General features: G+C 71.7%; 20 protein-coding genes, 1 tRNA gene and 1 pseudogene. 10 read left to right on the top strand and 12 right to left on the bottom strand.

The window, feature by feature from the left end; genetic code table 11:
* Positions 1-383 precede the first annotated feature (383 nt).
* Positions 384-803, bottom strand: a pseudogene (locus ACE3Q8_RS17170) (adenylate/guanylate cyclase domain-containing protein); the annotation flags it as partial.
* A 127-nt stretch (positions 804-930) separates the two neighbouring features.
* Between ACE3Q8_RS17170 and ACE3Q8_RS17165 the strand changes: the two are divergent.
* On the top strand, positions 931-1,623 hold the full coding sequence (locus tag ACE3Q8_RS17165) for a Crp/Fnr family transcriptional regulator (protein ID WP_374471513.1): 693 nt from the start codon (positions 931-933) through the stop codon (positions 1,621-1,623).
* Positions 1,624-1,638: 15 nt separating this feature from the next.
* Here the strand turns inward: ACE3Q8_RS17165 and ACE3Q8_RS17160 are convergent, their stop codons facing one another.
* Positions 1,639-2,811 (bottom strand): hypothetical protein, encoded by a 1,173-nt coding sequence (locus ACE3Q8_RS17160; protein ID WP_374471512.1) that lies wholly within the window; start codon positions 2,809-2,811, stop codon positions 1,639-1,641.
* Between the two features lie 242 nt (positions 2,812-3,053).
* On the opposite strand from ACE3Q8_RS17160, the gene ACE3Q8_RS17155 reads away from it, so the two are divergent.
* A complete protein-coding gene (locus ACE3Q8_RS17155) occupies positions 3,054-4,739 on the top strand; it encodes a S8 family serine peptidase (RefSeq protein WP_374471511.1) in 1,686 nt (561 codons plus the stop codon).
* A 75-nt stretch (positions 4,740-4,814) separates the two neighbouring features.
* On the opposite strand, the gene ACE3Q8_RS17150 is transcribed toward ACE3Q8_RS17155, so the two are convergent.
* The 4 genes from ACE3Q8_RS17150 to cpdR all read right to left on the bottom strand — a co-directional run bounded on the left by ACE3Q8_RS17150 (position 4,815) and on the right by cpdR (position 6,802).
* Positions 4,815-5,639, bottom strand: a complete 825-nt coding sequence (locus ACE3Q8_RS17150) for a matrixin family metalloprotease (protein ID WP_374471510.1) — start codon at positions 5,637-5,639, stop codon at positions 4,815-4,817.
* An 80-nt stretch (positions 5,640-5,719) separates the two neighbouring features.
* Entirely contained in the window at positions 5,720-6,121 is a 402-nt protein-coding gene (locus ACE3Q8_RS17145; RefSeq protein WP_374471509.1) for a hypothetical protein, read from the bottom strand.
* Positions 6,122-6,290: 169 nt separating this feature from the next.
* Positions 6,291-6,365 (bottom strand) — tRNA-Val (locus ACE3Q8_RS17140).
* A 77-nt stretch (positions 6,366-6,442) separates the two neighbouring features.
* Entirely contained in the window at positions 6,443-6,802 is a 360-nt protein-coding gene (cpdR, locus tag ACE3Q8_RS17135) for a cell cycle two-component system response regulator CpdR (RefSeq protein ID WP_374471508.1), read from the bottom strand.
* Between the two features lie 113 nt (positions 6,803-6,915).
* Here cpdR and ACE3Q8_RS17130 point away from each other — a divergent pair, with 113 nt between their 5' ends.
* From ACE3Q8_RS17130 to ACE3Q8_RS17120, 3 genes are all read left to right on the top strand, one after another.
* Positions 6,916-7,821 carry an N-formylglutamate amidohydrolase gene (locus ACE3Q8_RS17130; RefSeq protein ID WP_374471507.1) on the top strand — a complete coding sequence of 302 codons (906 nt, stop codon included), beginning with the start codon at positions 6,916-6,918 and terminating at the stop codon, positions 7,819-7,821.
* A 380-nt stretch (positions 7,822-8,201) separates the two neighbouring features.
* On the top strand, positions 8,202-10,034 hold the full coding sequence (gene typA / locus ACE3Q8_RS17125) for a translational GTPase TypA (protein ID WP_374471506.1): 1,833 nt from the start codon (positions 8,202-8,204) through the stop codon (positions 10,032-10,034).
* Positions 10,035-10,081: 47 nt separating this feature from the next.
* Positions 10,082-10,750: a hemolysin III family protein gene (locus ACE3Q8_RS17120; protein WP_374471505.1), complete on the top strand. Its 669-nt coding sequence runs from the start codon at positions 10,082-10,084 to the stop codon at positions 10,748-10,750.
* A gap of 9 nt (positions 10,751-10,759) precedes the next feature.
* Here the strand turns inward: ACE3Q8_RS17120 and ACE3Q8_RS17115 are convergent, their stop codons facing one another.
* Both ACE3Q8_RS17115 and ACE3Q8_RS17110 read right to left on the bottom strand, forming a co-directional pair.
* Positions 10,760-11,215, bottom strand: a complete 456-nt coding sequence (locus ACE3Q8_RS17115) for a hypothetical protein (protein WP_374471504.1) — start codon at positions 11,213-11,215, stop codon at positions 10,760-10,762.
* Positions 11,216-11,281: 66 nt separating this feature from the next.
* The gene (locus ACE3Q8_RS17110; RefSeq protein ID WP_374471503.1) at positions 11,282-11,734 is read right to left on the bottom strand and encodes a GNAT family N-acetyltransferase; all 453 of its coding nucleotides are present in this window, start codon (positions 11,732-11,734) and stop codon (positions 11,282-11,284) included.
* 57 nt (positions 11,735-11,791) lie between these two features.
* Here ACE3Q8_RS17110 and ACE3Q8_RS17105 point away from each other — a divergent pair, with 57 nt between their 5' ends.
* Positions 11,792-12,994, top strand: coding sequence for an aminotransferase (locus tag ACE3Q8_RS17105; RefSeq protein ID WP_374471502.1), 1,203 nt, complete (start codon positions 11,792-11,794; stop codon positions 12,992-12,994).
* On the opposite strand, the gene ACE3Q8_RS17100 is transcribed toward ACE3Q8_RS17105, so the two are convergent.
* Together ACE3Q8_RS17100 and ACE3Q8_RS17095 are read right to left on the bottom strand one after the other, a co-directional pair.
* Complete coding sequence (locus ACE3Q8_RS17100; RefSeq protein WP_374471546.1) at positions 12,958-13,743, bottom strand: SDR family oxidoreductase; 786 nt, start codon at positions 13,741-13,743, stop codon at positions 12,958-12,960. The two genes, ACE3Q8_RS17105 and ACE3Q8_RS17100, sit on opposite strands and share 37 nt — an antisense overlap.
* An 85-nt stretch (positions 13,744-13,828) precedes the next feature.
* A complete protein-coding gene (locus ACE3Q8_RS17095; RefSeq protein WP_374471501.1) occupies positions 13,829-14,575 on the bottom strand; it encodes an extensin family protein in 747 nt (248 codons plus the stop codon).
* A 94-nt stretch (positions 14,576-14,669) separates the two neighbouring features.
* Between ACE3Q8_RS17095 and ACE3Q8_RS17090 the strand changes: the two genes are divergently transcribed.
* The 3 genes from ACE3Q8_RS17090 to ACE3Q8_RS17080 all read left to right on the top strand — a co-directional run bounded on the left by ACE3Q8_RS17090 (position 14,670) and on the right by ACE3Q8_RS17080 (position 18,472).
* Complete coding sequence (locus tag ACE3Q8_RS17090) at positions 14,670-16,145, top strand: M20 family peptidase (protein WP_374471500.1); 1,476 nt, start codon at positions 14,670-14,672, stop codon at positions 16,143-16,145.
* Positions 16,146-16,227: 82 nt separating this feature from the next.
* Positions 16,228-16,851 (top strand): ATP-dependent Clp protease proteolytic subunit, encoded by a 624-nt coding sequence (locus ACE3Q8_RS17085; RefSeq protein WP_374471499.1) that lies wholly within the window; start codon positions 16,228-16,230, stop codon positions 16,849-16,851.
* A gap of 1 nt (position 16,852) precedes the next feature.
* Positions 16,853-18,472, top strand: coding sequence for an alpha-glucosidase family protein (locus tag ACE3Q8_RS17080; protein ID WP_374471498.1), 1,620 nt, complete (start codon positions 16,853-16,855; stop codon positions 18,470-18,472).
* Here the strand turns inward: ACE3Q8_RS17080 and ACE3Q8_RS17075 are convergent.
* Positions 18,469-18,858, bottom strand: coding sequence for a hypothetical protein (locus tag ACE3Q8_RS17075; protein WP_374471497.1), 390 nt, complete (start codon positions 18,856-18,858; stop codon positions 18,469-18,471). The genes ACE3Q8_RS17080 and ACE3Q8_RS17075 overlap by 4 nt on opposite strands.
* A gap of 139 nt (positions 18,859-18,997) precedes the next feature.
* Between ACE3Q8_RS17075 and ACE3Q8_RS17070 the strand changes: the two genes are divergently transcribed.
* Entirely contained in the window at positions 18,998-20,089 is a 1,092-nt protein-coding gene (locus tag ACE3Q8_RS17070) for a Rieske 2Fe-2S domain-containing protein (RefSeq protein ID WP_374471496.1), read from the top strand.
* On the opposite strand, the gene ACE3Q8_RS17065 is transcribed toward ACE3Q8_RS17070, so the two are convergent.
* Complete coding sequence (locus ACE3Q8_RS17065; RefSeq protein WP_374471495.1) at positions 20,086-21,717, bottom strand: NAD(P)/FAD-dependent oxidoreductase; 1,632 nt, start codon at positions 21,715-21,717, stop codon at positions 20,086-20,088. The genes ACE3Q8_RS17070 and ACE3Q8_RS17065 overlap by 4 nt on opposite strands.
* Positions 21,718-21,720 lie beyond the last annotated feature (3 nt).

The raw sequence follows: 21,720 nt of genomic DNA, 5'->3' as shown, positions 1-21,720 counted from the left end.
TCCGCGGCCGCCGCCGCCGCCCGGGTCTGGGCGTCGCCGTAGACGGTGAGGGTCGCCCAGCCGGCGTTGGCGGCCTCCGCGCCGACGGCGTGGGCGAGGCGGCTCTTGCCGATCCCGGCCTCGCCGATCAGGGCGACCACCCGCGCCCCCGCGTCCGCGGCCAGGACCTGGTCGCGCAGCCACTGCAGCTCGCCCGCCCGGCCCACCAGGGGCGTGGCGTAGCGCGGCGCGAGCTTCCGCGAGGCGAGATCCGGGGCCGCTTCCAAGCGGTAGGCGCGCAGCCCGAGGCTCGGGTCGTCCGCCGGAGCCAAGCGGAGCGCCGCACGGCAGAGCTCCACCGTCTCGGCGCTCACCAGCACCTCGCCGACAGGCGCCCGCTGCTGCAGCTTGGCGGCCATGTTCACCACCCCGCCCACCGCATTCCAGCCGGAGCGGCCGCGCTCCTGGAGGTAACGGACGCCGACGAGGCCGGAGTGCACGCCGAGCCGCAACCGCACCGGCTGGCCGGTCGGCCCGAAGACCTGCTGGGTCGGGTGCTGCAGTCGCCAGGCGGCGGCGCAACCGCGGTCGGCGTGATCTTCCAGCGGCTCGGGCCAGCCGAAGATCGCGATGCCGCCGTCGCCCTCGTAGCTGACCAGCCGTCCGCCGAACGCCTCCACCGCGGCGCGGAAGTCCTCGAAGCAGCGGTCGAGGAACGCCTGCGCGTCGTCGGGGTCCTGCCCGACGATATGCTTCGTCGAGCCGACCACGTCCGCGGCCACGACCGTGACGATGCTGCGCTCGGCCGGTGTCTGCTCGCTCATGCCGACCCCCAGGCCGAAGGCTAGCCACAATGCCGGCTTCCGCCAATACGCGAAGGCGGGCAGGCCTCGCCTTCCAGTTGCGCGAAGTCGCGCCGGCTGCTCCTAATCTGGGCGGGGGAGCGACCGGATGACGAACAGCGGCCAACCGCCACTGCTGGAGGTTCTGGAGCCGGAGGCGCGGCGCCAGCTCATGACGCATGCGCGGCTCATCCGCGTCCGCAAGGGTCAGGCCCTGTTCTCGCGGGGCGAGGCCTCCACGGACGTGCTGATCATCCACGACGGCCGGGTGCGGGTCCTGCTCTACGGCGCCGACGGCCGGGAGGTGTCGCTCCGCGAGCTCGCGCCGGGCCAGCTCATCGGCGAGCTTGCGGCGCTGGACGGCGTGGTGCGCTCGGCGAGCGCGGTGGCGGTCACCGACGCCCGCCTGATGGCGTTCAGCCAGAGGGTCTTCCGTGAGCTGATCGAGACCTCGCCGGCCGCCGCCGACTGGCTCCTGCGGCGGCTGGTGGCCCAGGTCCGCAACCTCACCGACCGGGTGTTCGAGCTCAGCGCGCTGAACGTGCAGACCCGGCTGCACTGCGAGCTCCTGCGCCTGGCGCGCAAGCACGGCGGAGAGATCGATCCCTCGCCGACCCATGCCGAACTCGCCAGCCGGATCGCCACCCATCGGGAAGCCGTCACCCGCGAGCTCAGCGCGCTCGAGGAGCGCAACGTGCTGCGGAGCGGCCGCCGGCGGCTGACCTTTCTCAACCTCGAGCAACTGGAGAAGGAGGTGCAGGCCAAGCTCCGCACCCCCATCGGCGACGAGGCCGGCTGGTAGCCGGCCTCCCGCGCCTCACTCTGCCCCGGTCCTCAGCGCCTGGGTGCAGCTTCCCGCCCCGACATCGCCGTTCTGCACCTTGGTGAGGTTGGTGTGCGCGGTGCGGCAGATCAGCAGGCCCGATCGCGCGACGCGGCCGGTGGTCGGATCGACCAGCCGGTAGCTCGCCACCAGGCCGCCGGTCAGGCTCACGCCGGTGGCCCCGAACATGGTCCAGAGGTTCGTCCGCTGCACGAGACTGCCGCCGGTGTACTCCGACGCCACCCGAAGCACCCGCACCCCGGGCTTGACGGCTTGCTCGAGGATCGCCGCCCGGACGAACGGGCTGCCGCCGGCCTCGGCCTTGGTCAGGGCGGTCATGAAGGCGTCGATCTGGCCCACGCTCGTGGCCACCTTGGCCGCGGCGTCCTTCTTGTCGGCCTGGACGAGCCTGGCGTGGCACGCGGTGACCTCGTCGCGGGCGCTGCGCAGCTCGCGCCAGTCCTTACTGACGGTCGATCCTCTGAAATTCGCCGGCAGCACGGCTTCGGAAAGCACGACTGCGTCCTGCATGTAGCTCGCAACGGCGTTGACGAACGCCCGATCCGACGCCGTATCGATCTCGATGCCGCGGATCTCGGTGTCGACCTTCAGCGCGCTCACCACAGCCCCGATCGCCGCCATGGTCCCCGGGGTGAGCATCTTCAGCCGATTGTCCCTGTTGGGCGCGGGCCCCTTAGCGCACGCCATCGCCACCAGCGTCCTGGCTTCCTCGGTGACGGCCTCCATCTGGGTGTGGAGGGTCTCGGGCAGGCTGAGGTCCACGGCCTCTTCGCCGCCGACGACGATCGTCGGCCCGGTGGCCTGAGCCGCAATCATCCGGGCCGCGGTGTTCATCGCCGCGCCCGAGAGCATGTAGGCCTCCATCTTGCCCGCGCCTTCGCCGAGCGTTGTCTCCCCCTTGGCGGGGGAGAGACCGAGGGCGTCCATCTGCGCCTTGGCCTTGTCGGTCTCGGCCTTGATCCGGTCGGTCTCCGCCTTGGTCTGTTCGGTCTGCGCCTTCGTCCGCTCAACGGCCGCCTGCTCGCCGGCGTCCTGGGCGAACGCCGGCGCAACGGCGCCGAGCGCGATCGCGAGCGCCGAGGCCGTGGCCACGACGCGACGCGCGGCCGACGGCGATGAGGTGAGACGGATCTGGTTGCGAGGCATGGCCCCCTCCTCTTCGTCCCGGCCATCCACGGCCGGATCGGGGAAAGCATGCCGGCGGCGCTGGCGGGCGACTGTGCGCTGCCCCGCGCCGGGACGGTGAGAAACGTCACGCTCGACAGGTGGGCGCCCACACAGTCAGGCTGCGGGACGACGGGCAGCGTGCGGACGAGCCCCGCCTCGCGGCCCGGCTCGGGCGCCGGCCACCCCCGGCGCCTGTTCGCAGCATTCAGCCCGAGGGTGCGATGACGGACCTCAGCGAGCTCCTCCGCCGGCTGCCCGACGACCCGCAGGCCGGCGCGCGCGACGACCAGCTCGAGATCGAGCTGGTCTTCGGCGAACCCGTTCCGGCGGAGGCCCTGCAGCGCGCGGCGGCCGAGGCCACGCCCGGCGACGCCGTGCAGATCCGCACGGCGTTCGGAGGAGAGGCCGACCGGTTCCTGTTCGCGGCCTATCCCGCGAAGCGCCTCGAAGGCGCGGAGCCCGAGGGTTTCGAGTTCGCGCGCGCTCTGCGGGAGGCGCTCGGCGCCGAGGAGGCCAACCTCGTCCACCGCGATTCGCTCTACGGCGGCGTCGCGGCGGTCGACGCGCAGGCGCTGGCGCCGGACCTGCCGCTCGCCCTCAGCGGCTTCTGCGATTCCGGCGACAACTGGTCCTACGTCAAGGGGTGGGCCCACAGCCCCATCGCCACCCGCGAAGCCTGGCGCGCCAGCAAGGGGGCCGGGGTGCGGATCGGCCAGATCGACACCGGCTATACCGACCACCGGGAGCTGGCGGACGTCTACGACCTCGCCGCCCAGGCCAACTACGTGGAGCACGACGGCGACGCGCGCGACCGGCTTTCCACCGATGTCTTTTGGCCGAACCCGGGACATGGGACGCTGGTGGCCAGCCTGATCGCCAGCCGGGGCGGGCTGACCACGCGGTTCGACACCCTCGCGCCCGGCGTCGTCACCGGCGTGGCGCCGGAGGCGAAGGTCACCCCCATCCGGGCCTTCCGCTCGGTGGTCGACCTGCGCCAGTCGCGCCTGCCGGCGGCGATCGCCCACGCCACCGCCGCCGGCTGCGAGGTCCTGGTCATGTGCGTCGGCGGGATCAGCCGGGTGGCCTCCGTCGAACAGGCGATGCGCGACGCGGTCCACGCCGGCTGCGTGGTCGTCTGCGCCGCGGGCAACTGCTGGCCGTTCGTCACCTTCCCCGCCGCCTATTCCCGCGACCGGCTCAGCGTCGCGGTGGCGGCGCTCACCTACGACCTGACGCCCTGGCGGTTCACCGCCCGTGGCGGCGCGGTGACGCTCAGCGCCCCCGGCGAGGACGTCTGGGGCGCGACGGTCCGGGGGCCGGAGGGGGACGCCTGGCCCAGCGTCACGGCGGTGAAACCCTCCCAGGGGACCACGGTGGCCACGTCCCTCACCGCCGGCGTCGCGGCCCTCTGGGTCGCCCGCCACGGCGGCGGCGAGGCCCTCCGCCAGCGGGCCGCGCAGGCGAACCTCACGGTCCAGGAGCTGTTCCTGCGGGCGGTCGTGCACGACATCGCCCCGCCGGCCGTGTGGAACGGCGCGCGGGATCTCGGCGCAGGCGTGCTGAACGCCGAGCGCACCCTCGCAGCCCCTCTGCCCGCCGCGGCCCTGAAGTTCGAGCACCCCCCCGCGGCGCGGGCCGGGTCCACCCTGCAGATCCTGCGCCAGCAGGCCGAGCAGATGGACGAGGCGGCGCGGGCCGAGATCGACGAGGACCTGCGGCACTTCGCCGGCGAGATCCTGTGGCTTCGCTACCAGCAGGGCGCCCGCGACCGCGCCTACGCCACCCTGCGCGAGCGCCCTGAGGCGCTGGCCGGCATCCGCGCGGCCCCGCCGCTGTCGCCGGGCCTCGCCGGGAAGCTCGCCAGCCGGCCCCGGCTTCGCGCCACGCTGACGGCTCCCGCGGCCTGAGGCCGGGGAGCGCGGCTCGGCTGTCTCATGAGGAACGCGGCAGGGCGGACGTCGCCGCCCGCCCTGCCGCGGCGGTCAGGTCCTGGCCGCCGCGATCGCCACCGCGCCGCCGCGCGCCGGCGTCTCGTGATACGGCCGCACCAGGCGGATCGGCGTGCCGTTGATGTGGGTGAGCGCCCCCGACCAGGCCTCGGTGTAGAGCCGCTTCAGGTCGGCCCGGTCCGTGTCGGTGAATACGCTCTCATCGCCATAGTTCATGATCGTGAACGGGTTGTGTTCGCCGAACACCTCGGCCGCCCACGCCGTCTCCGAGATGAGCGCGAAGAAGTGCCGCAGCCCGAAGATGTGCCCGATCTCGTGGATCAAGGTCTCCACCTGCTCCCGCCGTGGCTGCTCGAACATCATCGGATAGATCTCCAACTGATGCCGCCCGGCGTCGGGGAAGAAGGCGCTGGCCAGCACGCAGCCGCCCCCGTCGCAGTCGTCGGAGCCGCGCACCACGATCTCGAAGTCCCAGATGTTGGCGTTCTTGCTGAACTTGACCGGCGCCGCGTCGCCCCAGGCCAGGATCGCCTCGGCGAGGAGCTCCTCGATCGCCGCGCCCGCCGCGGTCGGGTTCTGGAACTTGTCCAGCGTCCCCTTCGCGAACTGCCAGCGGAGGACCACGTCCTGATCCCAGAGCGGGATGAAGCCCTCGGTCGCGTCCAGCACCAGCTCCAGCGGCGACTTGTTGTCGGGCGTCGGATGGCCGGCCCTCTCCGTGTCGCAGCGGAATCCGCCGGGAAGCCTGTGGACCTCGGAGCGAAGCTGCAGCGCCTCCTCCTGGCTGATCTCCCGCGGCCGGAACGGGTCCGGTTCCTCCCTCAGGCGGGACCGGTCGAACAGGTTGTCGTCTGGCATCTTCAATCCCTTCCCATCGTCGCGCCGGCTGAGCGCTCGCGGGGCCCGGGCGCGGCGGCGGGCCCGCGCGCGAATGACGATCAGGATCCCCCGGGGGGCCGGAGGCCGAGCCGCGGGTCCTTCGGCGCCGCGGGCGCCGCGGCTGCGGGCGACGGACGCTCGGCCGTCTTCTGGGCCGGCGGGCTCTGCAGCACGCCGACGGAGATCGCAGCCACCAGGAGGAACAGCACCGAGCCGATCAGCGACCAGAGCGCCGGCCCGGCCTTCGCAAGGCTGTCGGTGAGGGCCCCCAGCGCCTTGATCAGCTCGGCCACGTCGGCCGGGGTGGTGAACTGCGCCCGCTGGGCCGCCGCGGCGGCGGTCTTGACCTGCGGCTGAGACGTGAGCGTACGGACGCAAGCCAGCGCATAGAGCGCGAAGCTGGCGACGCCGCAGCCGGTGGCCGCCACGGCGACGGCGATCTGCATGCCTTCCAGCGTCATCGGATCCCCCTGCGGAGAGCCATCGGCCCGAGCAGGACCTGGCCATATCGCGCCGGAGGATCGCGCCGCGAGCGAGGTCCCGCCGTGGGCGCCGCCACGCTGCAGGCGTGAGATTCGCCACACCGCCAGCCAGGCGGCGGGTGCGACAGGTCAGATTGTCGGGAGGGGATGGTGGACGCGGCTGGGATTGAACCAGCGACCCCTACGATGTCAACGTAGTGCTCTCCCGCTGAGCTACGCGTCCGTATCCATGGCTCCGCCGGGGGCGGGGCGTCGGGAAGGCGGGGATATAACGGGGCGCCTTGCCCGGCGCAAGCCGGCTTAAGCCGCGGCCATCATCCGCTCCACCTCGGAGACGATCTCGCGCAGGTGGATGGGCTTGGACAGCACCTTGGCGCCCGGAGGGGCCTGCTCGCCGGCCGCAAGCGCCACCGCGGCGAAGCCGGTGATGAACATGATCCTGAGGCCCGGGTGACGGGCGGCGGCCTGGCGGGCCACCTCGATGCCGTCCAGGCCGGGCATCACGATGTCGGTGAGCAACAGGTCCCAGTCCTGATCCAGGACCGCCGCCGCCTCGTCGCCGTCGGCGCACGACACCACGTCGTAGCCGGCGCGCTCGAGGGCGCGGGCCAGGAAGCCGCGCAGGGAATCGTCGTCTTCGGCAAGCAGGATGCGGGGCATGGCTCGTGCGGCTGGGCAGGTGTCGGAACGGAAAGAAGAAACCATACCGGCCCAAGCGTAAACTCGCGATGAACCCTTTGACCTAACGCCGCCCCTGAGCGTTCTATGCGGTGATGAACGCCTGGGAGCCGATCGCCGCAGAGCCCGCGCACGTGCGCCATGCGGCCTTCGACGTCCGGCGGGCGGGACCCGCGGGACGGCCGCCGACCCCGCTGGTGTTCGCCTCGCCCCATTCGGGGCGGCTCTATCCGGACGACATGATGGCCGCCGCGGCGCTGGACGCGCTGTCGATCCGCCGCTCCGAGGACGCCTTCGTCGACGACCTGATCGGCGCGGCCCCCGATCTCGGCGCGGCGCTGATCACCGCCCGCTTCGCCCGCGCCTACATCGACCTGAACCGCGAGGCCTTCGAGCTCGACCCGAACATGTTCGCCGACGAGCTGCCGGAGTTCGCCCGCGCCCGGACGGCGCGCGTCGCCGCCGGCCTGGGCGCCATCGCCCGCGTCGTCTCGGAAGGCCAGGAGATCTACAACCGCAAGCTCACCTTCGCCGAGGCCCGCAGCCGCATCGAGGGCGCCCACCGCCCCTACCACGTGGCGCTGGCGGGGCTGATCGCCGAGGCCCAGGCGGCCCACGGCTTCGCCATCCTGGTGGACTGGCACTCCATGCCCGCGGCCGCCGCCAAGGCCGGCGGACGGGAGCGGCCGAGCGACATGGTGCTGGGCGACCGGTTCGGCGCCGCCTGCGCCGGCCTGCTTCCGGCCCGGGTGGAGCGCGAGCTCGAGGCCATGGGCTACCGGGTGGCTCGCAACACCCCCTACGCCGGGGGCTACACCACCGAGCACTACGGGCGGCCGGCCCGGCGGGTCCACGCCCTGCAGATCGAGATCAACCGCGGCCTCTACCTCGACGAGGCGAGCCTCGCCCCCACGGCCGGCTTCGAGGCCCTCAAGGCGCACCTTGAGACGCTGACCCGCGCGCTGGCCGACGCCGACTGGAGCGCGCTCCGCGCCGCCTGAACCGCCGCTCCGAAGCACTGGCCAAAAAAAAAGCCGCGCCAAACGGCGCGGCCAGTTCATTAGGGAGGAAACGCCCAGGAAGGGCAGAGGCGTCAGCGACGCCTCACAGGTGGGGATATAGAGTGCAGCGCACAAAATGGCAAGCCAGAGCGGCCATGGTTGCGCTATCACGTTGCGTTACAAGAAATTTCCTTAGCCTGCACAATAGCTTGCAATTCCACGGCGCAGGCCCCATGTCCCTTTTGCACCGCAAAATAGCTTGACCATGGGCGTTCGCCCCCTGGGGCTCGCGGTCGCGCCATAGAACTGTGGCTGGCGGGAAGCCTCCGCCTCGCCTACAAGCCCGCCTTCTTTCAAAAGACGAAGACCGCCTCCCCCTCATGTCGCTCCGCAACATCGCCATCATCGCCCACGTCGACCACGGCAAGACCACGCTCGTCGACCAGCTTCTCGCCCAGTCCGGCGTGTTCCGCGCCAACGAGGCGACGGTGGAGCGCGCCATGGACTCCAACGATCAGGAGCGCGAGCGCGGGATCACCATCCTCGCCAAGTGCACCTCGGTGCTCTGGCACGGGAAGGCCGGCGAGACCCGCATCAACATCATCGACACCCCCGGCCACGCCGACTTCGGCGGCGAGGTGGAGCGGATCCTCGGCATGGTGGACGGCTGCGTGCTGCTGGTCGACGCCGAGGAAGGCGTCATGCCGCAGACCAAGTTCGTGCTGACCAAGGCGCTGAAGATGGGCCTGCGCCCCATCCTCTGCATCAACAAGGTCGACCGCGCCCACGCCGACCCGGACCGGGTCCACCTGGAGACGATCGACCTGTTCTCGGCCATCGGCGCCACCGACGAGCAGCTCAACTTCCCGCACATCTACGCTTCGGGGCGGAACGGCTGGGCGACCCTGGACCTGAACCAGCCGTCCGACACGCTCGCCCCGCTGTTCGACATGATCGTCGACCACGTGCCGCCGCCGGCCGTGGAGGCCAACAAGGACAAGCCGTTCCGGATGCTGAACGTGCTGATCGAAAGCGATCCCTTCCTGGGCCGCCTGCTCACCGGCCGCATCGAGGGCGGCAAGGCCGTTCCCGGCATGGCGATCAAGGCGCTGGACCGGACCGGCAAGCAGATCGAGCAGGGCCGGATCACCAAGGTGCTGGCCTTCCGCGGCCTGAAGCGCCAGCCGGTGGACGAGGGCGCCGAGGCGGGCGACATCGTCGCCATCGCCGGCCTGTCCAAGGCCACCGTGGCCGACACCCTCTGCGCGCTGGAGGTGTCCGAGCCGCTCGACGCCCAGCCGATCGACCCGCCGACCATCTCCATGACCGTCGGCGTCAACGACAGCCCGCTGGCCGGCCGCGAAGGCGACAAGGTGCAGTCGCGCGTCATCCGCGACCGCCTGCTGAAGGAGGCGGAGGCCAACGTCGCCATCCGCGTCACCGAGACGCCGGGCTCCGACGCCTACGACGTCGCCGGCCGTGGCGAACTGCAGCTCGGCGTGCTCATCGAGAACATGCGCCGCGAAGGTTTCGAGCTCAGCATCTCGCGTCCGCGCGTGGTCTATCAGACCGGCGAGAACGGCGAGCGGCTGGAGCCCATCGAGGACGTGGTCATCGACGTGGACGACGAGTTCACCGGCGTGGTGATCGAGAAGCTGTCGGCCCGGAAGGCCGAGCTGAAGGACATGGGCCCGTCCGGCGCCGGCAAGACCCGCATCCAACTGGCCTGCCCGTCGCGCTCGCTGATCGGCTACCAGGGCGAATTCCTCACCGACACCCGCGGCTCGGGCGTGCTGAACCGGGTGTTCAGCCACTACGAACCGCACAAGGGCTCGATCGAGGGCCGTCCGAAGGGCGTGCTGGTGTCGAACTCCGACGGCGAGACGGCGGCCTACGCCCTGTGGAACCTCGAGGAGCGCGGCGTCATGTTCGTCGGGGCCGGCGAGAAGACCTACCAGGGCATGATCATCGGCGAGAACAGCCGCGCCGACGACCTCGACGTCAATCCGATCAAGGGCAAGCAGCTCACCAACGTCCGCGCGTCCGGCAAGGACGAGGCCGTGCGCCTCACTCCGCCGCGCCGCCTGACCCTCGAACAGGCCATCGCCTACATCGAGGAGGACGAACTGGTGGAAGTGACGCCGAAGTCGATCCGCCTGCGCAAGGAAGTGCTGAACCCCAGCTTCCGCAAGAAGCGCGCCCGCGAGGACTAGACGCCGGCGCCATCAGCATGACACTCGGGGGAGATATGGAGTCAGCCATGACGACGCTCTCCCCCGCCAAGCCGCCCCGCCACTATCCCACTCCGGCCGCGAAGTGCGCGGACCTGGTGGTGCATGTGGTGGGCCTGACCCTCTCGCTGGTGGGCGGGATCGTGCTGCTGGCCCTGGCGGTCGGGGCCGGGCGGATCAGCACCATCGTCGGCTGCTCCATCTATGCGGCGGGCGTCACCGCCATGCTGGCCTTCTCCACCGCCTACAACTTCGCCCCGGCCCGCCGCCGGCCGCTGCTGCGCCGGCTCGATCACGCCGGCATCTTCCTGATGATCGCGGGGTCCTACACGCCCTTCACCCTGGGCCTGCCCGGCGCCTGGGGCTGGGGCATGACGGCGGCGGTGTGGTCGATCGCCACCTTCGGCGCGCTCGGGAAGCTGTTCCTCAAGGGCCTGGACCGGAAGTTCTGGGTCGGGGTCTACCTGGCGCTCGGCTGGCTCGTCGTCGTGGCCCTGGGCCCGATGATCGACAACCTCGCCTGGTACGCGCTGGCCCTGCTGGCCACCGGCGGCGTCCTCTACTCCACCGGCGTGATCTTCTACGTGAACAAGCGCCTCAAGTTCGCACGCGCCATCTGGCACGGCCATGTGGTCGCCGCCGCCGCGACACACTGGGCGGCGGTGCTGCTGGGCGTGGTCCTCGCCACCCAGCGCTAGGCCCGCCGCTCAGGCGAGGCCGGCCACCGTCCTGAGCGGCGCCGGACGCTGAGCGGCGTTGCCGCGCGCCCGCAGCATCAGCCCGCCCAGGCCGAAGCTCTCCGCCACCACGCAGGCCGCGCCGCCCAGCGAGGCCGGCGGGTCGCAGCCGATCAGCCTCGCCAGCCGCACGTCCATGCCGGCGTAGTCGTCCACCTGGGCGCAGCCGAACACCTCCAGCACCAGGGCCTCGTCGCCGGTGGGCGGGGCAGCCGCCGGGGGCGCGACCACGATCCGCCGCCGGCTGTGCAGCCCGAGCTGCTGGACGAACACCTGGAGCGCGCGGAAGGCCTGGGGGCCGGCGCAGCCGCAGGCCGCCTCGAAGTTGGATTGCAGGGTGTGCCGCCCGGCCTCAGCCGCCAGCAGCCTCAGCCCGCAGAGAAGAAGCCGCTCGCCCGAGGTGAGGTCCGCTTCCAGGTCGTCCATCGTCCGCTCCGTCGCTGGACTCGGACGCTATTGCAGTTGCGAGTCATTCGCAACAGAGTTCCGCCGTCAGAGCGGCCGTTCCATCCAGACGTCGCAGCGGGCGTAGTCGGTGTCGCAGCCGGCGAGCTCCCGGAAGCCCATGGCGCGATAGAGGGCCAGGGCCGGGGCGAGGCTGGAATTGGTCTCCAGGTAGAGCCGCGGCGCGCCGAGCGCCCGTCCCTCGTCGATGCAGCGCTGCATCAGCCGGCGGCCGAGACCGGAGCCGCGAAGGGTCTCGTCGACGGTCATCTTGGCGACCTCGTAGCCGCCGTCCGCCATCCGGATCATCGCCACGCAGCCCACCGGCCGCCCGGCGTCCATCGCCATGAAGATCCGGCCGCCCTTGTCGAGGATCTTGCCCTGCGGGTCCTCCAGCACCTCGCGGTCCTTCGGCTCGAGGGTGAAGTGTTTCGAGATCCAGGCCTCGTTCAGGAGGCGGAAGGCCTGCGCGTGCTCGGGACGGAACGCGACGATCTCCATGGACGAAGCCCTCCGGGCGTGGTGTTCAGCGAAGCGGGACAGCCGCAAAGATAGCACATGGCCGACGCGATCTTCTCCAACCTGCCCACCACCATCTTCGAGGAGATGTCGGGGCTCGCGCGGCGGCTGCAGGCCATCAACCTCGGCCAGGGCTTTCCGGACGACCCCGGGCCCCTGGCGATCCGGGAGAAGGCCGCCGACGCGGTGCTGAACGGCTACAACCAGTATCCGCCCATGGCCGGCGTGCCCGAACTCCGCGAGGCCGTGGCGGCCCACTACGCCCGCGCCCAGGGCCTCGACCTCGACGCCCTGACCGAGGTGGTGATCACCTCGGGCGCGACCGAGGCCCTTGCGGCGTCCTTCCTCGCGCTGATCGAGCCGGGCGACGAGGTGATCGTCTTCCAGCCGCTCTACGACGCCTATGTGCCGCTGATCCGGCGGGCCGGCGGGATCCCCAAGCTCGTGCGCCTGCAGCCGCCGCACTGGCGCTTCGACCGGCCGATCCTCGAGGCGGCGTTCACCGACCGCACCCGCTTCGTCGTGCTCAACAATCCGGTGAACCCGGCCGGGGTCGTCCTGCCGGAGGCGGATCTCTCGCTCCTCGCCGAGTTCTGCGTCCGCCACGACACGGTGGCCATATGTGACGAGGTCTGGGAGCAGGTGGTGTTCGAGGGCGCCGTCCACCGGCCGCTGATGGGCTTCCCGGGCATGCGCGAGCGGTGCGTGAAGATCGGCTCGGCCGGCAAGATGTTCGGCCTGACCGGCTGGAAGGTGGGCTTCCTGTGCGCGGCGCCCGCACTGGTCCACAGCCTCGCCCGCGCGCACCAGTTCCTGACCTTCACCACTCCGCCCAACCTCCAGGCCGCGGTGGCGTGGGGGCTGTTGAACTCGGAGGCCTGGTTCCGCGAGATGCCGGTGGCGCTGCAGCGCTCGCGCGACCGGCTCACCGACGGCCTGCGGCGGGAGGGCTTCGCCGTGCTGCCGAGCCAGGGGACCTACTTCCTGAACCTCGACCTGCCCGCCTCCGGCGTCGAAGAGCCCGACCGCGCCTTCGCGCTGCGGGCGGTCACCAAGGCGGGCGTGGCCTCGATCCCGGTCTCCGCCCTCTACGAGGAGGCGCCGGTCACGACCATCCTGCGGCTGTGCTTCTCGAAGCGCGACGAGACGCTGGACGCGGGCGTCGAGCGGTTGGCCCGCGCCCGCGACCTGTCACGCAAGGCGGCTCAGCAGGTCGAGCCGCCGTCCACGACGAGGGTCTGACCGGTCGTCCAGGCGCCGGCCCGGGAGGCCAGGTAGATGGCCGCGCCGGCGAGGTCGTCGGGCTCGCCGAGGCGGCGCAGCGGGGTCCCGGAGCTGGCCCTCTTCTCGCCTTCCGGCGTGTCCCACAGCGCCTTGGCGAAGTCGGTCTTCACCAGGCCCGGCGCAATGCAGTTCACCCGGATGTTGTCGGGCCCGAGCTCCTGGGCGAGGTTGCGGGCGAGCTGCATGTCCGCCGCCTTGGAGATGCAGTAGGCGCCGATCACCGTCGAACCGCGCAGGCCGCCGATCGACGAGACGATGATGATCGCCCCGTCCTTCCGCTCGCGCATCTCCGGCGTGACCATCTGGATCAGCCAGTTGTTGGCGATGATGTTGTTGTCGAGGATCTTGCGGAAAGCGTCGTCCGAGATGTCGAGCTGGCTGCCGTAGTACGGGTTCGACGCGGCGTTGCAGACCAGGATGTCGATCTTGCCGAAGGCGGCGCGGGTCTCGTCCACCAGCCGCTGCAGGTCTTCCTTCGACGAGATGTTGGCGGGCACCGCGATGGCGTGGCCCGGGCGCTTCTCGTTGATCAGGCCGGCCACCTCCTCGCAGGGCCCCGCCTTGCGCGAGGAGATCACCACCTTCGCGCCCTGCTCGGCCATGCGCTCGGCGATGGCGCGGCCGATGCCCCGCGACGAGCCGGTGATCACCGCCACCTTACCCGTCAGGTCGAAGAGCCCGCCGACGCCCACGGCCGTACGGTCCATCACCTCGCTCATGGTCGCTCCTCGCTCTGAAACAGTTGTTTGATTGGCGGCCATTTGCGCCGGGCCGCGCGGCGAGGTCAACCCGCTAGCGGCACAGGTCGAAGCGGCCGAAGTCCAGGTGCAGGTGGTCGCGGTGGGCGGCGTTGTAGTCCGGGCTGAGCACGGCCCGGAACCAGGGGCAGGCGCCGTCCCGCACCCGCCGTAGGAACTCGCCCCGGGCGTCGTCGCGCCGAAAGTCGCGCAGCACGGTGATCCGCCGCCCGTCGGCCGTCCGGAAGCCCGCGACGTCGATGGCGTTGGCGAAGGCGTGCTCGCTGCGGCGGCCGTCGGCGCGGCCATAGACGTTGCGGCAGGCATAGGTCCCGTAGTGGTCGATCCGCGAGATCGGCGTCCCCAGCGTCTCGCGCGCCGCCGGCTGCACCACGTTGCGGGTCCACATGGCGTAGGAAAGCGCCATCGGGCAGGTCACCACCGGCGCGGCAGGCGCCAGCGGCGCCGCCGTCCCGTCGCGGACCCGAACGGTGTTTTCGGTGGCGCACTCCCCGAGGTCGCGGTCCGGCTCCTCGACGAAGGTGACCCGGCCTTCCGACAGCGCCAGCCGGCAGAGCCGAGGGTCCGCGGCCGCTCGGGCGAACTGGACCGCGGTGGCCAGGCCCACCGGTCGATCCAGGCGGAACGGCTTCCACGGCAGGTCCTGCGGCGGGGCCCAGGCGTTGACCAGGCCGGCCAGCAGCAGGCCTGCGACGGCGAAGTCCACGAGCGCCGCCCAGAGCCCGGCGAGCGCCAGGGCCTCGGGCGAGACTGGCTTGAGCTTGGGCGGGGTGAGGCGCACGGGGCACGAACGGCCGCGGACGGCTCCGGTTCAGCGGCTTTCCTTCCCCGTGGCAGCGCTTAAGGTCGCGGCGGACTTTCGGGGGACCTCCAGGATGCGTCTCGTGGGCAAGATCGCGCTCGCCGTGCTGGCGCTGGTCGTGGCGCTGACCGTGGTGGTGGTGGTCCGCACCCTCACCTACCGGCCGCAGGGCGTCGCCGACTCATCCGGGGTCCGCGTCGCGGCCCCCGTGCCGGTGGACGTGGCCCGTGCGGCCCAGCGGCTGTCCCAGGCGGTGCAGATCCGCACCGTCAGCCACCAGGACCCGGCCGAGGACCAGCCGCAGGAGTGGGCGCGGCTGCACGCCTTCCTGGAGGCGAGCTACCCCGCCGCCCACGCCGCCATGCGCCGCGAGGTCGTGGCCGGGCGCACCCTCGTCTACACCTGGCCAGGCTCCGATCCGGCGCTCGCGCCCGTCGTGCTGATGGCCCATCAGGACGTGGTGCCCGTCACGCCGGGAACCGAGGGGGCCTGGAAGCACCCGCCCTTCGCCGGAACGATCGCCGACGGCGCCGTCTGGGGACGCGGCGCGATCGACGATAAGGGCTCGCTGATCACCCTGTTCGAGGGCGCCGAGACACTGGCGGCCCGCGGCTTCCGGCCTCGCAGGACGGTGATCCTGGTGGCCGGCCACGACGAGGAGGTGCGCGGCGAAGGCGCCCGCGCCGCCGCCGCCCTGCTGAAGGCCCGGGGCCTGCGCGCCCAATTCGTGCTCGACGAGGGCCTGGCGGTGATCGACGACCATCCGCTGACCGGCGGACAGCTCGCCATGATCGGCACGGCCGAGAAGGGCTACGCCACCCTGAAGGTCACCGCCCCAGCGCCCGGCGGCCATTCCTCGGCCCCGCCGAAGGACGCCGGCGGCGTCGCCGCCCTCGCCCGCGCGGTGGTCGCCATCGTCGACCGGCCGTTCCCCATGACCCTGCAGGGCCCGGCCGGCGACATGCTGGCCGCCTCGGCCCCGCACGCCCCCTTCGCGACCCGGATGGCGCTGGCCAATCCCTGGCTGTTCAAGCCGCTGCTGGTCCGGGAGCTCGGCGCCACGCCTGCCGGCGCGGCCCTGATGCACACCACCGTCGCGCCCACCATGCTGAAGGGCAGCCCGAAGGAGAACGTCCTGCCGCAGGACGCCACCGCCTGGATCAACTACCGCATCGCCCCCGGCGACACCTCGGCCGAGGTGATGGCCCGCGCCCGCGCCGCCGTGGGCGACCTGCCGGTCCGGCTGGCCTGGTCGAAGACCCCGGACGAGCCGTCGCCGGTCTCCTCCACTACGTCCGACGCCTGGAAGACGGTCGCCGCGGTCGCCGCCGCCACGACGGGCGCGCCGGTCAGCCCGGGCCTGGTCACCGCCGGCACCGACAGCCGCTACCTCCAGCCGGCGGCGCAGGACGTCTACCGCTTCCAGCCGATGACCTTCCGCGTGGACACCGTCGGCATGATCCACGGCACGAACGAGCACCTCACGCTCCGGAACCTGGAGCAGGCGGTGCAGTTCTACGCCCGGCTGATCGCCACCGCGGCCGGCTGAACCGGCACAATCCGCACGCCGGGCCTTGCCGGAACCCGCGCGGGCCAATAACTGCGAAGGCCTGCGACCTACAGAGGTATCTATGCGCGATCAGTGGACCGGCCGCCTGGACGACGAAGACGGCGACGACGAGGACAAGGGCCGCCTGCCCGACATGCCGATGACGGCGGGGCCGGTCCAGAACGCGCTGTTCAAGTCCCGCACCGTGCTCGTCTTCGGCGAGATCGACATGCGCCTGGCCGAGCGCGTCACCGCCCAGATCACCGCCCTCGCCGCGGAGAGCGACAAGCCGATCCGGATGATCATCAACTCGCCGGGCGGCCACGTGGAGAGCGGCGACACCATCCACGACATGATCCGCTTCTGCGGCGTCGAGGTGAAGGCGATCGGCACCGGCTGGGTCGCCAGCGCCGGCGCCAGCATCTTCCTGGGCGCGAAGAAGGAAAACCGGCTCTGCCTGCCGAACACCCGCTTCATGCTGCACCAGCCGGCGGGCGGCATGCGCGGCCAGGCGTCCGACATCCAGATCGAGGCCGAGCAGATCATCAAGATGCGCGACCGCGTGAACCGGATGATCGCCAACGAGACGGGCCAGCCCTACGAGCGGATCGTCAAGGACACCCAGCGCAACTACTGGCTGAACGCCGAGGAGGCCGTGGAGTACGGCCTCGTCAGCCGGATCATCACCAACGCCTCGGAAGTCTGAGATGGCGGGCGAGCCGTGGTGGAAGGGCGCCGTCCTCTACCATGTCTACGTCCGCTCCTTCTTCGACAGCGACGGCGACGGCCATGGCGACCTTCCGGGCGTCATGGCCAAGCTGGACTACATCGCCTCGCTCGGCGTGGATGGCCTGTGGCTGTCGCCGATCCACCCGTCGCCGAACCGCGACTGGGGCTATGACATCGCTGACTACGAGGGCGTGCAGGCCGACTACGGCAGCCCCGAGGACTTCCAGCGCCTGCTGGACGCCGCCCACGCCAGGGGCCTGAAGGTCGTCCTCGACGAGGTGCTCAGCCACACCTCGGACGAGCATCCCTGGTTCGTCGACAGCCTGACCGGCGGCAAGGACGGCGAGAAGGCCGACTGGTACGTGTGGGCCGACCCCAAGGACGACGGGACCGCGCCCAACAACTGGCTGTCCGTGTTCGGCGGGCCGGCCTGGGCCTACCAGCCGGCGCGGCGGCAGCACTACCACCACAAGTTCCTGCGCCAGCAGCCCAAGCTCAACTGGCGCAACGACGCGGCGCGCGAGGCGGCGCTCTCGGTGCTCGACTTCTGGCTCGAGAAGGGCGTCGACGGCTTCCGCCTGGACGTCGCCGGCACCTACCTGCACGACGCGGCGCTGACCGACAATCCGCCCGTCCCGCTCGAGGCGCGCACGAAGCTGCACTGGGGCCACGCCGGCAACCTGCAGCGCCACCTCCACGACTCCAACCTGCCCGAGAACGTGGAGATGCTGGAGCTCATCCGCCGCCGGGTGGAGGAGCACGACGGGCGCAACGGCGGCGAGCGGTTCGTGTTCGGCGAGTTCTCGGAGGAGGAGGCCCGCTGCGGCGCCTACTGCACGCCCGACGAGGGCCTGCACTCCGGCTACACCTTCGTCATGCTGCTGGCCCGCAAGCTCTCCCCGGGCTTCGTGCTGGAGCACTACCGCACGCTCGGCGACTACCCGTTCCACTGGCCGACGATCAGCTTCTCGAACCACGACGTGCCGCGCACCGTCAGCCGCTTCGGCGGCAAGCACGCGACGCCCGAGCTCGCCAAGATGCTGTTCGCCCTGCTGGTCAGCCTGAAGGGCACCACCCTGATCTACCAGGGCGAGGAGCTCGGCCTGCCCCAGGCCAGCCTCGCCCGCGACCAGCTCCGCGACCCGGTGGGCGACCTCTACTGGCCCTACGACAGCGGCCGCGACGGCTGCCGCACGCCCATGCCCTGGGAGCCCGGCCCGACGCTGGGCTTCACCACCGGCGCGCCGTGGCTGCCGGCCGCGCGGGAGCACCGCGGCCTCACCGTCGCCGAGCAGGAGCAGGACCCGGACTCGGTGCTGGCCTGCGCCCGGGCGCTGATCGCCTTCCGCCAGGGCTCCCCGGCCATGCGCGTGGGCGAGATCGAGTTCCTCGACGCGCCCGAGCCGCTGCTGGCCTTCGTCCGCCGGCAGGGCGACGAGGCCATCGCCTGCGTGTTCAACCTGTCGGCCCAGCCCGCCGTCCTGCAGCAGGACGCCTTCGCCACCGCCGAGCTCCTGCCGGTGGGCGGCGAAGCCGAGCTCCGCGCCGGCTCCCTCGGCCTCTCCCCGTACGCGGCGGTTTTCCTGAAGCTCTCCTAGTCCCGCCCGCGGACGAGGGTCTGGATCACCTCGTTGCCGGTCTGCGGGTCGACGGTCACCCAGGTCTCGCCCACCTTCCGCGCGACCGGCGGGTAGCAGTAGCGCTGCGGGTTGCGGACCTCGGGCTCCGTCTGCCAGCTACAGACCTGCCCGCCCTCGATCCGCCAGACGCCCTTGATCCAGCCGTCGCCGCGCGGCTCGCGCCAGGCGCCGTCCGGATCCACATAGCGGCGCGCGTAATAGTCGCCGGCGGGCACGGCGATCATGATGGTGTTGCCGTAGAAGGCGGCCATCGGGTCCAGCGGCTCGGAGGCCAGGGCCACGGCCGCCAGTCCCAGGCTGGCCAGGGCGGCGGCGTGCAGGGCGAGGATGTTGCGCGGTCTCATGGGTTGGCTCCTTCTCGACGCCAAGGTTGGCGCCGGCCCGCGAGCCAAACCACTGAATTGGCTGCATGAGTGAGTTCCATGCCGCTGAATTCACGATGGCGCGGTTCCGCTGCGCGGCGCGCCGGACTAGAACGACTCCATGCCCGACGGCGAGACCCGCACCGCCCGCAGCGATAGCCGTTTCGGCCAGGGCTTCCTCACGGACACCTGGTACGTCGCCGCGCTCGCCGCCGACCTGAAGCCGGGACGCCTCGCCCGCCACGAGATCCTCGGCGAGCCGGTGTTGCTCGGCCGCTCGAAGTCCGGCGCCCTGTTCGCGCTCCGCGACATCTGTCCCCACCGCGCCGCGCCCCTGTCGGCCGGCCGTTTCCACACCGAGGTCTCGGGGGTCGAGACGGTGGAGTGCCCCTACCACGGCTGGCGGTTCGGCCAGGACGGCGCCTGCGCAGCCATTCCCTCGCTGGTCTCGGACCAGGACCTCGAGGTCGGCCGGATCCGCGTGCGCCGCTACCCGGTGGCGGAAAGCCAGGGCCTGGTGTTCGTCTGGATGGGCGCCGACCCCAGGACAGAGCCTGACCACGAACCGCCGGTGTTCCCGGGCGTGGTCGGCGGCCCGCCCAAGCTCGTCGACCGGATGGACTTCGACGCCCACATCGACCACGCCGTCGTGGGCCTGATGGACCCGGCGCATGGCCCCTACGTGCACCAGCAGTGGTGGTGGCGTTCGTCCCGCAGCCAGCACGACAAGGCCAAGCGCTTCGAGCCGCGCGAGGCCGGCTTCGCCATGGTGCGCCACGAGCCGTCGAAGAACTCGCGCGCCTACGCCATCCTGGGCGGGGAGCCGCTCACCGAGATCACCTTCCGCCTGCCCGGCCTGCGCTGGGAGCACATCACCGTCGGCCGGCGGCAGGTCCTCTCCCTCACCTGCCTCACGCCGGTGACCGAGGCGAAGACCCGGATCACCCAGATCGTCTGGTCCGACCACCCCGCCTTCACCGTCCTGAAGCCGTTCGTCCGCGCCGGCGCCCGCGCCTTCCTGCGCCAGGACGGCGACATGGTGAACCTGCAGAACGAGGGGCTGAAGTACGACCCGCCTCTGCTGTGGATCGACGACGCCGACCGGCAGGCGAAGTGGTACCAGGCGCTGAAGCGCGAGTGGCTGGCCTCCCGGCGCGAGGGCCGCCCGTTCCGCAATCCCGTGGAGCCGGCCGTGCTCCGCTGGCGCAGCTAGGCCGCGACCGCCTCGCCCACGGACGCCCGCGCCACCGCCTCGGCGACCTTGATGCCGTCCACCGCCGCCGAGAGAATGCCGCCGGCATAGCCCGCGCCCTCGCCCGCCGGGAACAGGCCGCGCACGTTCAGGCTCTGGAAGTCGGCGCCGCGGGTGATGCGGACCGGCGAGGAGGTGCGCGTCTCGACGCCTGTCAGCACCGCCTCGGGATCGTCGTAGCGGGGAATCCTGCGCCCGAAGACCGGCAGGGCCTCGCGCATCGCCTCCACCACATAGCCCGGCATGATCGCCGCCAGGTCGGTCGGCCGCACGCCCGGCCGGTAGCTCGGCGTGACGCTTCCGAGCGCGGTCGAGGCCCGGCCCGCCAGGAAGTCGCCCACGAGCTGGCCGGGCGCATGATAGTCTCCGCCGCCGGCCACGAAGGCGCGGCTCTCCAGCTCCCGCTGCAGCTCGACGCCCGCCAGCGGATGGTCGCTCGGATAGTCGGCCGGCGAGATGCCCACCACGAAGCCGGAGTTCGCGTTGCGCTCGTTGCGCGAGTACTGGCTCATGCCGTTGGTGACGACGCGGTTCGGCTCAGACGTGGCCGCCACCACCGTGCCGCCCGGGCACATGCAGAAGCTGTAGACCGTCCGGCCGTTGGCGCAGTGGTGCGACAGGGAATAGGCCGCCGCGCCCAGGTCGGGGTGTCCCGCGCAGGGGCCGAACAGCGCCCGGTCGATCCACGACTGCGGGTGCTCGATTCGGAAGCCGATGGAGAACGGCTTGGCCTCCACGTGGACGCCCCGGTCGTGGAGCATCTGGAAGGTGTCCCGCGACGAGTGGCCGACCGCCAGGACCACCTGGTCGGCCTCCAGGAACTCGCCGGTCTGCAGGTGCACGCCGCGAACCCGCCGCACGCCGTCCAGACCGCGGTCCAGCTCGATGTCGGTCACGCGGTGTTGCCACCGGTACTCGCCGCCCAGGCTCTCGATCTTGGCCCGAAGGCTCTCGACCATGGTGACCAGCCGGAAGGTGCCGATGTGCGGGTGGGCCTCTGTCAGGATCTCGGGCGGCGCGCCGGCCGCCACGAACTCGGTGAGCACCTTGCGGCCGAGGAACCGCGGGTCCTTGATCTGACTGTAGAGCTTTCCGTCCGAGAAGGTGCCGGCCCCGCCCTCCCCGAACTGGACGTTGGATTCCGGGTTCAGCTCGCCGCGCCGCCAGAGGCCCCAGGTGTCCTTGGTCCGCTCGCGCACCACCTTGCCGCGGTCGAGAATGATCGGGCGGAAGCCCATCTCGGCCAGGATCAGCCCCGCGAACAGGCCGCACGGCCCGGCCCCGATCACCACCGGCCGCGGCCCGCCCGGCGGGGGCGCCGTGGCCACATGACGGTAGGCGGTGTGCGGCGTCGGCCGCACGTGCGGGTCGCCGCTCAGGCGCGTCAGCACCGCCGCCTCGTCCTTCACCTCGGCGTCGACGATATAGACCTTCAGGATCGCCGTCTTCTTGCGCGCGTCGTGCGCCCGCTTCCACACCGACCAGCGCAGCAGGTCGTCGGGCCCGACGCCGAGGCGGTGGGCGATCGCCGCCGGCAGGGCGTCGGCCGGGTGGTCGAGGGGCAGCTTGAGTTCCGAGATCCGCAGCATCGC

Source organism: Phenylobacterium sp., assembly GCF_041913825.1.
Lineage (GTDB): Bacteria > Pseudomonadota > Alphaproteobacteria > Caulobacterales > Caulobacteraceae > Phenylobacterium.
This window is presented reverse-complemented; position numbering and strand designations above follow the sequence as displayed.